Genomic DNA, 13,424 nt, shown 5'->3' with positions numbered 1-13,424 from the left:
CCCCCCACCAACAGAAGGTCGTAGCGGATGGCTTCACTCATAGTCCCCCACACGGTAGCTCTGGATACCCTGCCTGTATCCTAAAAAGGGGAAGGGGAAAGGGGGCAAAACTTTAGACCTTCTCAAGCCTCTGGTTGAGCCGCCAGCAAAATGATTGTCATTGGCTTAATGTCGGGCACCTCTGTAGACGGGATCGATGTAGCCATCGTCCACCTGGAGGGTGACGATTCCCTACAGTGGGAGTTAATGCATTTCCAGACGATCCCCTATTCCCCAACGCTGCGGGCGGAGATTTTGCGGGCTGCGGATCCCAAAACCGGCACGGTAGATCACATCTGCACCTTGAACTTTCGCTTGGGTCGAGCTTTTGCGGCAGCGGCCTTGCAAGGGATCCAGGCGGCCCATCTCACCCCCCAACAGATCGATCTCATCGGCAGCCATGGCCAAACCCTTTGGCATAACCCCAGTGGGCCAGAAGCTTCGACTTTGCAAATCGGTGAAGCTGCGGTGATTGCCGAGCTGACCGGGATCCCGGTGGTGAGCAATTTTCGGGCGCGGGACATGGCAGCAGGAGGCCAAGGCGCACCTTTGGTAGCTTTTGTGGATTGGCTGCTGTTGAGGCATCCCCACCTTCATCGTGTGGCCCAGAACATCGGCGGTATTGCCAACCTCACCTATCTCCCCAGCCTCTGCAGTGGGGGATCCCCCTTGGCCTTCGACACTGGCCCCGGCAATGTTTTGATTGATTTGGCGGTGATGCGGGCCAGTCAGGGACATCAAGCCTTTGATCGCGACGGAAAATGGGCTGCCCAAGGCCAGATCCACTGGGAAAAAATTACAGAATGGATGCGGGATCCCTATTTTCAAAAGGCACCGCCCAAAACCACTGGCCGAGAGTATTTTGGATCCCTTTATTTGGAGCGAATTTGGACCCAATTTATATCCGCCCACGACTGTATTGCCACCCTCACGGGGTTCACAGCCTGCTCCATTGCCCAAGCCTATAGGGACTTTTTGCCCGCGACCCCAGATCAAGTTATTCTCAGCGGTGGCGGCACCCAAAACCCTGTTCTCATGCAACTGCTGCAGGAGCAACTGCCGACCACAACCCTGTTGACTTCCGACCAAGTGGGGATCCCTTCTAAGGCCAAAGAGGCCCTTGCCTTCGCGGTATTGGCCTATAAAACCTGGCAAGGTAAGACCAACAATTTACCGGAAGCAACTGGGGCAAGACATGCTGCCATCTTGGGCCAAATCACACCCTCTTGTCGTAACCAGTCCTAACTCATCTGTATCGTTATCTCCAACAAGCTTGAGCCATTCCTCATACTCCCGAGGAAAGAGAAATGTCCGGAATTGCGGCGGAGCCTCTGCCGAATCCAGATCTCGCTAGGATGTCACGCAAGGCTGAGAAAAGCGATAAAGTTACCTTGCCAAGATCTATAAATCAAAAGCCCTAGTTCTTATGAAGGATCGTCCTCTGCCTCCACTTCTGCTGGCAATCATGATTTTTAATTTCTTCATTCTCTTTGGCTGTAGTGTTGTCCGGCATCACCTGTTTCAGTCTGGAGGATATGATCTTGGCATCTTCGACCAATCCATCTATCTAATCAGTCGGGGAGAGGTTCCGTTTTCGACCATTCGAGGGATCCATATCCTTGGAGATCATGCAGCCTTTATTCTCTACCCTATCAGCCTCTTGTATCGCATTGTCCCCTCGGTCTATTGGCTGTTTGGGCTCCAATCCCTGGCGTTAACCTTGGGAGCATTGGCTATTTATCACCTTGCACTTCAGGCCAAGGTCGATCCCAGCCAAGTGATGGTGATTGCCACAGCCTATCTTCTCTATCCGGCCATTTTTAACGCCAACCTTTTTGATTTTCATCCAGAGGTTTTGGCCGTTCCCCTTTTCTTGGCGGCTGTGCTCTGCATTCGCTCTGGAAAATTGTGGGGGTTCCTTCTCTGTTTGAGCGGCATTCTTGGCTGTAAGGCAGTGTTGTCTCTCAATGTTGTCGCCCTGGGAGCCTGGCTGTTGCTTTGGGAAAGAGGACGAATTCAAGAACGCTGGCAATGGCGCTGCCAAGTGGGCGGCTGGACGGCAATTGCAGCAGGATCGGCTTGGTTTGGGATAGCCACTTTTGGGATCATCCCTTACTTCAGCGGCAGCGAGCCGGCAGCCGTTTCTCATTACGACTATCTAGGGAATTCTGTTGCGGAAATTGTTCAAGGTTTAATCTTGAGACCGATGCTGGTTTTGAGCAAAGTCTTCTCTCTGGACACCCTGTTTTATGGATTTTTATTGGTTGCGCCTTTGGCTTGGGGCCTCTCTTGGCGACACTGGGATCCCTGGATCCCTGCCCTGCCTACCCTGGGTTTGAATATACTCTCCAGCAACCCCGCCTATCGAGATCTGGTGCATCAGTACGCTTTGCCTATCGTTCCTTTCTTGTTCTTAGCTGTCATCGAGAATGTGAAAAATCACCTCTTCCAGAGCCATTTTATAAAAGATGGAAAACTGCCCCTGATCTGGTCTTCGCTGGCCTTTTTGGCCTTGGGGAAATACACCTTTTTCGGCTCGATTTATCTCAGCTCCCTGGACACTTGGCAGGCAACCCGACAGGCTCTTGCCCAGATCACCACCCAAGGGGGCGTCCTCACCACCCACGAGATCAGCCCTCACCTCACCCAGCGACCTGTAATCTACTTTACAGACGAGGGCCGCTTCAATGGATCCCCGCCTTCTCAATGGGATCCCTTTGATTATGTGTTGCTCAACACCCGTCATCCGGGGTGGCGCAGCAGTCCAGAGTTTTCCCGTGTCCTGATTGAAGCTTTACAGAAGGAAACTCAATTCCAGCTTCTGTACCACCAAGATGGGGTGTATTTGTTCTCTAGGTTACGAAAAGACCTCTAAGAATCGCATAAGAATCGCAATTCTAAGGACTGCAGACTACTTTATTGGCACTTGATCTAATTGACTTAAACCAAGTCTTCTTCTCGTTGCAACAAATGATTAAGAAACTGCTGCTTCAATCTAAAGAAATTGTTTACACTTGCAAGGCTTAATCTGAGCTTAGTCTTCTCTTAACTTCAAGCCACTAAACTTTGTAGTGCCTATCCTCATGCGCGAATAGAGTAGCGCAGGGGTTAGGTGCTGTTTTATAAGACTCGTCAAGTTTCTAAACAAAACTTGTCAAGACAAGAGGAGAAGTCAACATGAGTATCCATTCGCATGGCCCTAAGCTTCGTCCTGGAGACGAGCCTATGTGTAACCACTCTCCCAACCCCACTTTCAGCAGCATCCTGGAGAGCCGTTTGCAGCGGCGTCAAGTGTTGCAGGGGGGAATTGCTGCAGCGGTGGCCACCTTTTTCGGCCTGCCGGCGCTAAACGGCGCTTCCAAATCTGCCAAAGCGGCCAGCGGCAGCTCCTTGCTGGGCTTCAAGGCGATCCCCGTGAGTGCAGAAGACAAAGTGGTGGTGCCCGAAGGCTACACGGCTCGACCGCTGCTGGCCTGGGGTACCCCCATCACCGGCACCTACCCACAGTTCAAGCTGGAAAACACCGGCGCCGAGCAAGGGATGCAGGTGGGCAGCCACCACGACGGCATGCACTTCTTCCCCATTGATGGGAAGGATCCCTGGCAGGGCCGCTCTGATGAGGGCTTGTTGGTGTTCAACCACGAGTATGTGGAGCCGCGCTTCATGCACGCTGCCGCCAAGGGGCAAAAGTTTGACGACGAGGACTATCCGGTCAATCCCGACGGCAGCCGCGATCCCGATCAAGTACTCAAAGAGCTGAACGCCCACGGGGTGAGCATTGTCCACATCAAGCAGCAGGGGGACGGCAACTGGACTGTGGTGCGGGATCGCCTCAACCGCCGCATCACCGGTCTTACCCTCATGGAGATCCACGGCCCGGTGCGGGGATCCGACTTCGTGAAAACCAAGTTCAGCCCTGAAGGCACAATGACCCGGGGTACTTTGAACAACTGCGCCCACGGCGTCACTCCCTGGAATACCTACCTCACCTGTGAGGAGAACTGGGCGGGCTACTTTAGCAACACCAGCAAAGGCCCCGACCAAAAGCCCAACCTGCCCCGGGAGCACAAGCGCTACGGCGTGAGCACCGAGACTTCTCGCTACGGCTGGGAGCTGGCCAGCAACAAGGCGGACGAGTTCATCCGCTTCAATGCCACCCCCACCGCTGCGGATGCCACCCAAGACTACCGCAATGAGCCCAACACCTTTGGCTGGGTGGTGGAGATCGATCCTTTTGATCCCAGCAGCACTCCCAAGAAGCGCACCGCTCTGGGCCGCTTCGCCCACGAAGGCGTGGTGTTTCAGCCGCCGGTGGAAGGCCAGCCGATTGTGGCCTATATGGGGGACGATGCCCGCTTTGAGTACATCTACAAGTACGTCTCTGCCGAGCCCTACCGCAAGGAAACGGCGGGTGGACATCTGTTGGACAATGGCACCCTGTATGTGGCCAAGTTCAACGAAGATGGCACAGGGGAGTGGCTGCCGCTGGTGTTTGGGAAAAACGGTCTAACCCCGGAAAACGGCTTCACCAGCCAAGCAGATGTGTTGGTGAATACCCGCACGGCGGCGGATTTTGTCGGTGCTACTAAAATGGACCGGCCTGAGTGGGGAGCGGTGGATCCGCAAACCCGCATGGTCTACTTCACCCTGACCAACAACAGCCGTCGGGAACAAGACCAGGTGAACGCTGCCAACCCCCGTCCCAAAAACAAGTGGGGCCACATCATCCGCTGGAAGGAAGCCAACGACCGGCCTCAAGCCACCCGCTTTGAGTGGGATCTCTTTGTCTTGGCCGGGCCGCCTGAAGATAGCCGCACCCTATCAGGTCAACCCCTCAATGCAGATAACATCTTCAACTCTCCCGATGGGCTGTGGTTCGATGCCAGCCGTCGCCTCTGGATCCAGACCGACACCAGCGAAAGCAATCTCAACCAAGGGGATTTTGCTCCTTTTGGCAATAACCAAATGTTGGCTGCCGATCCGGATACAGGGGAAATTCGCCGCTTCTTGACCGGGCCGATTGGGCAGGAGATCACCGGTGTGGTCACCACTCCCGATCAGCGCACCATGTTCATCAACGTGCAGCACCCAGGCGCCAGCACCAGCGAGGACGACTTTGCTGCCGGCAAGGTCAATTCCCGCTGGCCAGACTACGACCCCAATCTCTACCCCCGCTCGGCGGTGGTGGTGATCACCAAAAATGACGGCGGGATCATCGGTACCTAGTTGTCTCTGAGGCCGTCAGCCCATAAAACCCAGCGGCAGGGATCCCTTCTCTCTGCCGCTTTCTCGCACTCATAGTCGCTTCAGGTTAGGTTGAGACGCCAGGGCTACGAGGAATTAATCCCACAGGTTTAAATCCGTCACTGCCCCCAGGCTGCTGCTGGAGACCAGCTTGGCGTACTTGGCTAGGGTGCCCCGTTTGTAGCGAGGCTCAGGAGGAGACCAGCGGGCGCGGCGGCGGGCCAGCTCTTCTTCGCTCACATGCAAGTGCAACTGGCGAGCCGGGGCATCAATGGTGATGAGATCCCCTTCCTCCACCAGGGCAATCGTGCCCCCCACATAGGCTTCGGGAGCCACATGGCCCACTACCATGCCGTAGGTGCCGCCGGAGAAGCGGCCATCGGTGATCAGGCCAACGCTATCCCCCAAGCCGGCGCCGATGATGGCCGAAGTGGGCGAGAGCATCTCCCGCATGCCGGGGCCACCTTTGGGGCCTTCGTAGCGGATGACCACCACATCCCCTGCTCGGATCTGGCCGGAGAGGATGGCCTGCAGGCAGGACTCCTCTGAATCGAAGACCCGCGCCGGCCCGGTAATTTTCGGGTTCTTGACGCCGGTAATCTTGGCTACTGCTCCTTCGGGAGCCAGATTCCCCTTGAGGATGGCCAGATGCCCTTGGGGATACAGGGGGCTGTGCCAGGGGCGGATCACCTCCTGATCCGGGCTAGGCTCGTCCGGCACATCCCGCAGGACTTCGACGATGGTCTGGCCGGAGATGGTGAGGCAGTCCCCGTACAGTAGGCCATGGTTGAGCAACATTTTCATCACTTGGGGGATCCCGCCGGCCCGGTGCAGGTCGGTGGCCACAAACCGCCCTGAAGGCTTGAGATCGCAGAGGACAGGCACGCGAGCACGAATGGTCTCGAAATCCTCTAGGGTGAGGGGCACTTCTGCCGCATGGGCAATGGCCAGAAAGTGGAGCACGGCGTTGGTGGATCCCCCTACGGCCATGATCACCGAGATGGCATTTTCAATGCTTTTACGGGTGATGATGTCGCGGGGGCGGAGGTTGGCTTTGATGGCCTCTGCCAAGACCTTGGCCGATTGGGCGGCACTTTCGGCTTTCTCTTCGTCTTCTGCAGCCATGGTGGAGGAGTAGGGCAGACTCATCCCCATAGCCTCAAACGCGCTGGACATGGTGTTGGCCGTGTACATGCCGCCGCAGGATCCGGCACCGGGACAAGCATGGCGCTCCACCGCCAGCAGCTCTTCCTCGGAGATGCGCCCGGCACTGAACTCCCCCACCGCTTCAAAGGCGCTGACGATGGTGAGGTCGCGGCCATTGTAGTGACCCGGCTTGATGGTGCCGCCGTAGACGAAGATCGAGGGTACATTGAGGCGGGCCATGGCGATCATCGCCCCCGGCATGTTCTTGTCGCAGCCGCCAATGGCCAAGAGGCCATCCATGCTCTGGCCGTTGACCACCGTCTCGATGGAATCGGCAATCACTTCCCGCGACACCAGCGAGTATTTCATCCCCTCCGTGCCCATGGAAATGCCATCGCTGATGGTGATGGTGCCGAACACCTGGGGCATACAGCCCGCCGTTCTCAAAGCCGCCTCCGCCCGCTCCGCCAGAGTTTGGATCCCCATGTTGCAGGGGGTGATGGTGCTGTGGGCGTTGGCAATGCCGACAATGGGCTTGCCGAAGTCTTCGTCGCGAAAGCCTACGGCCCTGAGCATGGCGCGGTTGGGGGAGCGCTGTACTCCCTGGGTAACCACTTGGCTGCGCAGCGGGAAAGGGGAATTGGCCATCATTGCAAGAGGAAACCGGGACGAAGTAGGGAGAGGAGAAAAGGGGTAGAACTCATCCTACCGCGTTTCTTCGGGGGAACATGAGCTTTCCCGGAAAGAGGGATCCAAACCAAATCTGAAGCAACTCTGTAAGTTGTCTGCACCTGCGCCGAGGATCGGCCAGCCTACCTAATAGAAGGGATCCCAGGTTCCAATCGCGTTAGCGAGACCGAGTCAAGACATGGGGGCCAGGGATCCTGGGTGTTGGTGTTTCCCCTTCGTGTTGGCGAAGCCTCGTATGGTTCTCAGCTCTCCTCTCCCCTCGCCTGCAGTGCCCAGCAGCGCCGACCGCGTTAGCGGGACGGAGTCCTCACGGGAGATGTTGCGGGATGTGCTCACCCTCTCCCGTCATGTTTTACAGCAGTTTGGCAGTTTTACGGCAGAGGCCCAAGACTTCAGCGCCCTGATGAACCGCATTGCCCTGGCCGGCAAGATGATTGCCCGGCGGCTGAGTCAGGCAGGACTGATCGAAGGGGCGCTGGGGGTTACCGGCAGCCTCAATGTCCAAGGGGAAGAACAGCAACAGATGGATGACTATGCCAACCGGGCCTTCATTCGCGCTTTGGAGCAAACGGGCCTGGTGTGTCGGCTGGTCTCGGAAGAGATGAAAACCCCGGCTCGCCTGCCGGAAAACTGCTCCCTCAGCCGCCTGGCCCTGATGATCGATCCCCTGGATGGATCCTCCAACATTGACGCCAACCTCAGCGTCGGCTCCATCTTCTCCGTCCTTCACCCTCTTGAGGATCGCCCGGAAGCGGACAACCAAGACCTGCTGCAACCGGGCCGTCGCCAACTGGCTGCGGGATATATTCTCTACGGCCCCAGCACCCAATTGGTCTATTCCGTCGGCAAGGGGGTACACGGTTTTACGTTGGATCCCAGCTTGGGGGAATTTATCCTCTCCCGCAGCGACATCCGCATTCCTGAACGCGGCTCCGTCTACAGCCTCAACGAGGGCTATTTTTGCCAGTGGAGCGAAGGGATCCAGAACTATGTCCGGTATGTTCACCGCCGCGATGGCTACATCTCCCGTTACAGCGGCGCTCTGGTGGCGGATTTTCACCGCATTCTCCTGCAGGGCGGAGTTTACCTCTATCCCGGCACCCAGAAAAAACCGGAGGGCAAGCTGCGCCTGATGTACGAGGCCAACCCCCTGGCTTTTCTGGCCGAGCAGGCGGGCGGGGCGGCCACCACCGGCACCGAGGCCATCCTAGACATCGTCCCCCAATCTCTCCACCAACGGGTGCCCCTTATCATCGGCAGCCGCGAGAACGTGGAAGAAGTGCTGCGCTGCCTAGAGGGTTCTCTGGTGCCCTAGGTTCTTCCCAATCCTTCTCTTTGAGCCAAGCTGGCCTATGGTAACCCTGGCAGAAAACCCCCTTCGCGTTGGTCTCAACCAAGAACGCACCCCGGATCCCTGCATTGTGGTGCAGTTTGGCGCTTCTGGGGATCTGGCCGCCCGCAAGCTGCTCCCGGCCTACTACCGGCTGTTTGGGCAGCGGCGGCTGCCGCCGGAGTTTACTTTGGTGGGGGTGGCCCGCCGCGATTGGACTCACGAGGTTTATCGGGAAAAGATGCGGGCTGCCGTGCAGGAGTTTGCCCCCCAGGACTTGGGGCCGGAGGCCCTCTGGCAGGACTTCGCCAGCCGCCTGTTCTATTGCCGCCTCGATATCGGAGATGCTGAGAGCTATCTGCGCCTAAAGCAGCTGCTCAGCCAGCTGGACGAAGAGCGGGGCACCCGCGGCAACCGAGTGTTCTATCTGGCGGTGGCGCCGGACTTCTATGCCCAGGCCATCCAACAGCTGGGGGCAGCTGGCATGGTGGCCGATCCGACCAAAACGCGGGTGGTGATCGAAAAGCCCTTTGGCCACGACCTCACCTCGGCCCAGGAACTCAACCGCCTTGTGCAGCGAATTTGCCAGGAAGAGCAGATCTACCGCATTGATCACTACTTGGGCAAAGAGACGGTGCAAAACCTGCTGGTCTTCCGCTTTGCCAACGCCATTTTCGAGCCTCTCTGGAACCGCAACTACATCGACCATGTGCAGATCACCGTGGCGGAGACGGTGGGGGTGGAGGATCGGGCCGGCTACTACGACACTGCCGGCGCCCTGCGAGACATGGTGCAAAACCACCTAATGCAGATCTATTGCCTGACGGCCATGGAGCCACCTGTCTCACTGCGCAGCGATGGGGTGCGCAACGAAAAGACCAAGGTGCTGCAGGCCACCCGCCTAGCGGATCCCCGCAATGTGGCAGCCGCAGCGGTGCGGGCGCAGTACGGCCCTGGCTGGATTGCCGGCAAGCCGGTGCTGGGCTATCGGCAGGAGCCCAATGTCAATCCCCAGTCCAAAACCCCCACCTACGTCGCTCTGAAACTGGAGTGTGATACTTGGCGGTGGAAGGGGGTGCCCTTCTACTTGCGCACTGGGAAACGCCTGCCCAAGAAGGTTTCGGAGGTGGCCATTCACTTTAAGCAGGTGCCCCTTTCCCTGTTCCAATCGGCAGCTCGGGAGGTGAGTCCCAACATCCTGGTACTGCGCATCCAACCCAATGAGGGCATCTCGTTGCGCTTTGAGGCCAAGATGCCGGGGCCAGAGATCCGCACTCGCTCGGTGGACATGGATTTCCGCTATGGGACTGCCTTTGGAGCGAGTACACCGGATGCTTATGATCGCCTGCTCCTGGATTGTCTGTTGGGAGATCCAACGCTGTTTACCCGTGCCGATGAGGTTGAAGCGGCCTGGCGGGTGGTGACGCCGGTGTTATCGGCCTGGGAGTCTGAGCCCGGCAGCGGCAATGGCGGCGGTGCTGCACCGCCTCTGTTCACCTATGAGGCCGGCACTTGGGGGCCAAAGGCTGCCGAAGATCTGCTCACCCAATCGGGGCGGCGGTGGCGGCGCCTCTGATTTGGCTGCTCTCGGCTGGTAAACCATGGCCTATCCACCTCTGTGTAAGCCGGGGCACCCTCAGCAACAGGCAGAAGAGCATGAGCAGCTCAAGAGCCCTTTCAAATGGCCGCTGCAGAAGAGAACACCAAGACGTAGGGATCCCCGGCTGTTGCAGCTAACATGGGCATGGCCTGTTTATTGCGTGGGTATCATGCCGCCACTGTTGTTCCGGTTATCCGTCCGGCCCTGGCGAGCCTTGTCGGTGGGCCTGGCAGTTGTGTTGGGGATGGGAGGGTGGAGCTCTGCCCAGGCCCAGGTGTTGCTGCACGTCCCTCTGCCCAATGGGGGCTTGATGCAGGCCCAAGCGCTACAACTGGCCACCGACTCGCTGCGGCTGGCCCAGTTTGGTCAAACGGAAGAAGCGCTGCGCCGCCTGCAACTGGCCGTGGCCATGGTGCCCAACTCCTCAGAGCTGCTCTATGTTTTGGGCAACGTCCACCTAGAACTGGGGGACTTGGAGCAAGCCATTGCATCGTTGCAAAAGGCCCGCGCCCTATCTCCTCAAGATGGGGATGTCCTCTACTCGCTGGGATCGGCTTATTTGCGGCAGGGCAGCTACTTTGCCGCCGCTGAGACTCTGGAACGAGCGGTTGCCCTGCAACCGGATAACCCCAATGCCCGCTTCCAACTGGGCAATGCCTACCTCATGCTGGATCGGTGGGATGCGGCCCGGCAGGAATATGAGAAGACCTTGCAGTTGGATCCCGCCTACTGGCCGGCCATGAACAACATGGGCTTGGTGGACTATGAGCAGGGGGATCTGGACGCCGCCATCGATCGCTGGGAACGCACGATAGAGATGAACAATGCCGTAGCAGAGCCCTATTTGGCCCTGGCGACTGCCCTCTACATTCGGGGAGAAACCGAACGGGCTGAGGAACTGGGGGCAAAGGCCATGCGCTTGGATCCCAACTACGCCCGCCTGCAGGTGTTGCGGGAGAACCTGTGGCGAGAAAACCTGCTGCGAGATGTGCAGATCCTCCTGCGCACCCGCCCTGTTGCAGAAGCTCTGCAGCAAGCCGCTATCGAGCAGTTCAACCGGCGGATGGGCCTCTCAGAATAGATTCAGGATAGATTTAGGAATTGACAGTGGGAAGTTCTGCAGGGGATCCCTTGAGAACTCGTGCCTGAAACTTGGCCCGAATCCGCTCGGCAATCCCGGCACTGTTGAGGCCAAGGTCTGCAAGAGACTCTTCACGAGTAGCATGTTCTACCCAAATGTCTGGCACCCCCAGGCGCAAAAGAGGCACCCGGATATCGGCATCCAGGAGGGCTTCCCCCACTGCCGAGCCAAACCCGCCCATGAGGCAGCCTTCTTCCACCGTCACCACCAAGCGGCTCTGTTCGGCCAAAGGCAGGATCAGCTCAGTATCCAGAGGCTTGGCGAAGCGGGCATTGACCACCGTGGCTGAGATGCCGTGTTCTTTCAAGATCTCCGCCGCCTGCAGGCTGGGATGCACCATCGACCCATAGGCCAGGATCAGCACCTCGCCGCCGCTGCGCAACACCTCGGCTTTGCCGATGGGCAGGGGTTCCCATCCCTCTTCTGCCAGAGGCACCCCCACGCCAGATCCGCGCGGGTAACGCATGGCGATGGGGCCCTGGGTGTACTGGATCCCGGTCACCACCATGCGCTGTAGCTCCGCTTCATCTTTGGGAGCCATTAGCACCATTTCCGGAATGCAGCGCAGATAGGCGATGTCGTACATGCCTTGGTGGGTGGGGCCATCGGCTCCTACAACTCCCGCCCGATCCAAGCAAAAGAAGACCGGCAACTTTTGGATACAGACATCGTGGATGATCTGGTCGTAGGCCCGCTGCAAGAAGGTGGAATAAATGGCCACCACTGGCCGCATTCCCTCACAGGCCATGCCAGCCGCCAACGTTACAGCGTGCTGCTCGGCGATCCCCACATCCACAAACTGATCCGGCAGCTTTTCCTTGAGCTTATCCAGGCCAGTGCCCGTATCCATAGCGGCGGTGATGCCGATGATGCGGGGATCCCGCTCGGCCAGCTTGCAGAGGGCATGGCCAAAGACTTTGCTGTAGCTGGGGGGCTTAGGCTTGGTGGGCGGGTAGGGCTTGCCGGTGGCCAGGTCGAAGCGGGATTGGGCATGATACCCCACCTGTTCCGCTTCGGCAGGCGGGTAGCCCTTGCCTTTGACGGTAGCTACATGCACCAGTACCGGGCCGGAGATGCCGTGGGCCAACTCAAAGGCATCCAACAACTCCGCCAGGTTGTGCCCGTCCACCGGCCCCACGTAGGTAAAGCCCAGCTCCTCAAAGATAATGCCGGCTTTGTTGTTTTGCACAGCGGTAACCAGCTTCACCGTTTCCTTGAGGCGGTCAATTTCTGGGCTGAGGCTGGATCCCAGTAGGGGCAGGTTCTTCAGTTGCTCTTCTAGGCTGTCGGCCAAAAACTGCACCGGCGGGCTGAGGCGCAGGCGGTTTAAATAGCGAGGGATCGCCCCCACATTGGGGGAAATAGACATGCCGTTGTCGTTGAGCACCACCATTAGGTTGGTCTTGGGCAGGTGCCCGGCGTGGTTGATGGCTTCATAGGCCATGCCTCCGGTCAGGGCACCATCCCCAATGATGGCCACCACCTTGAAGTTGTCTCCCCGCCGATCCCGAGCGATGGCCATGCCCAAAGCTGCCGAGATGCTGGTGGAAGCGTGCCCCGCCCCAAAGTGATCGAAGCGGCTCTCGCTGCGCTTCAGGTAGCCGGAAATCCCCCCCTTCTGGCGCAATGTGTGGAAATTGTGGTACCTGCCGGTGAGCATTTTGTGGGCATAAGCCTGGTGCCCCACATCCCAGATCACCTTGTCTCGATCCAGATCGAGGGTCTTGTAGAGGGCCAAGGTCAGCTCCACCACCCCCAGCCCTGGCCCCAGATGACAGCCGACCGGGGAATTGGCAGCCGTCTGCAGATGTTTGTCGCGAATCTGGCGGGCTAGGCTGCGCAACTGGCTCAGGTTCAGGTTTCGGAGCTGGTTGGGATGAGTGATGTCACTCAGGTGCATAATGGACTCGTCCTTCCGGTGTGATCTCACTCTAATTCATTTTCAGGAGGGGTTTTGTAGCCCTCCCTCTCAAAACTTCAAGGAATGCAGGGATCCCCCTTAATGCTGGGCCAAGGGCAGTAAACTACCCGACCCTGACTGCTTCGCAGTACAGTGCGGGCTTTCAGTAGCCCTGAGCCTGTTATGCTCTCCCAGAGAACAAAACAAACTCGAACCTCTGGGCTGGTTTACGGCAGCCCCCAAAAGCGCAATTACGTTTGCACCATTCCAGTCCGCATCCCCTTCCCATCCACAGTGCCCACACTTAAACTGCTTCCCACTGCGATAGGATTGC

General features: G+C 58.2%; 8 protein-coding genes and 1 pseudogene. 6 read left to right on the top strand and 3 right to left on the bottom strand.

From position 1 onward, the window contains the following. The first annotated feature begins 150 nt into the window (after nucleotides 1–150). The 3 genes from NW837_RS04195 to NW837_RS04185 all read left to right on the top strand — a co-directional run bounded on the left by NW837_RS04195 (nucleotide 151) and on the right by NW837_RS04185 (nucleotide 5,265). On the top strand, nucleotides 151–1,284 hold the full coding sequence (locus NW837_RS04195; RefSeq protein ID WP_414329394.1) for an anhydro-N-acetylmuramic acid kinase: 1,134 nt from the start codon (nucleotides 151–153) through the stop codon (nucleotides 1,282–1,284). Nucleotides 1,285–1,465: 181 nt separating this feature from the next. Beyond that, nucleotides 1,466–2,914, top strand: a complete 1,449-nt coding sequence (locus tag NW837_RS04190; RefSeq protein ID WP_414329393.1) for a DUF2079 domain-containing protein — start codon at nucleotides 1,466–1,468, stop codon at nucleotides 2,912–2,914. 350 nt (nucleotides 2,915–3,264) lie between these two features. Next, the gene (locus tag NW837_RS04185; RefSeq protein ID WP_414329392.1) at nucleotides 3,265–5,265 is read left to right on the top strand and encodes a PhoX family protein; all 2,001 of its coding nucleotides are present in this window, start codon (nucleotides 3,265–3,267) and stop codon (nucleotides 5,263–5,265) included. A gap of 114 nt (nucleotides 5,266–5,379) precedes the next feature. Here NW837_RS04185 and ilvD read toward each other — a convergent pair whose 3' ends face one another. Next, nucleotides 5,380–7,077 carry a dihydroxy-acid dehydratase gene (gene ilvD, locus NW837_RS04180; RefSeq protein ID WP_414329395.1) on the bottom strand — a complete coding sequence of 566 codons (1,698 nt, stop codon included), beginning with the start codon at nucleotides 7,075–7,077 and terminating at the stop codon, nucleotides 5,380–5,382. A 358-nt stretch (nucleotides 7,078–7,435) separates the two neighbouring features. Here ilvD and fbp point away from each other — a divergent pair, with 358 nt between their 5' ends. The 3 genes from fbp to NW837_RS04165 all read left to right on the top strand — a co-directional run bounded on the left by fbp (nucleotide 7,436) and on the right by NW837_RS04165 (nucleotide 11,130). After that, on the top strand, nucleotides 7,436–8,434 hold the full coding sequence (gene fbp, locus NW837_RS04175) for a class 1 fructose-bisphosphatase (protein ID WP_011433573.1): 999 nt from the start codon (nucleotides 7,436–7,438) through the stop codon (nucleotides 8,432–8,434). 37 nt (nucleotides 8,435–8,471) lie between these two features. Then, nucleotides 8,472–10,025, top strand: a complete 1,554-nt coding sequence (gene zwf / locus NW837_RS04170) for a glucose-6-phosphate dehydrogenase (RefSeq protein WP_011433572.1) — start codon at nucleotides 8,472–8,474, stop codon at nucleotides 10,023–10,025. 193 nt (nucleotides 10,026–10,218) lie between these two features. Further along, on the top strand, nucleotides 10,219–11,130 hold the full coding sequence (locus NW837_RS04165) for a tetratricopeptide repeat protein (RefSeq protein ID WP_414329391.1): 912 nt from the start codon (nucleotides 10,219–10,221) through the stop codon (nucleotides 11,128–11,130). Nucleotides 11,131–11,143: 13 nt separating this feature from the next. On the opposite strand, the gene dxs is transcribed toward NW837_RS04165, so the two are convergent. Beyond that, nucleotides 11,144–13,090: a 1-deoxy-D-xylulose-5-phosphate synthase gene (gene dxs / locus NW837_RS04160; protein WP_414329390.1), complete on the bottom strand. Its 1,947-nt coding sequence runs from the start codon at nucleotides 13,088–13,090 to the stop codon at nucleotides 11,144–11,146. A 99-nt stretch (nucleotides 13,091–13,189) separates the two neighbouring features. After that, a pseudogene (locus NW837_RS04155) lies at nucleotides 13,190–13,424 on the bottom strand (hypothetical protein); the annotation flags it as partial.

Source organism: Synechococcus sp. R6-10, assembly GCF_047461815.1.
Classification (GTDB): domain Bacteria; phylum Cyanobacteriota; class Cyanobacteriia; order Thermostichales; family Thermostichaceae; genus Thermostichus.
This window is presented reverse-complemented; position numbering and strand designations above follow the sequence as displayed.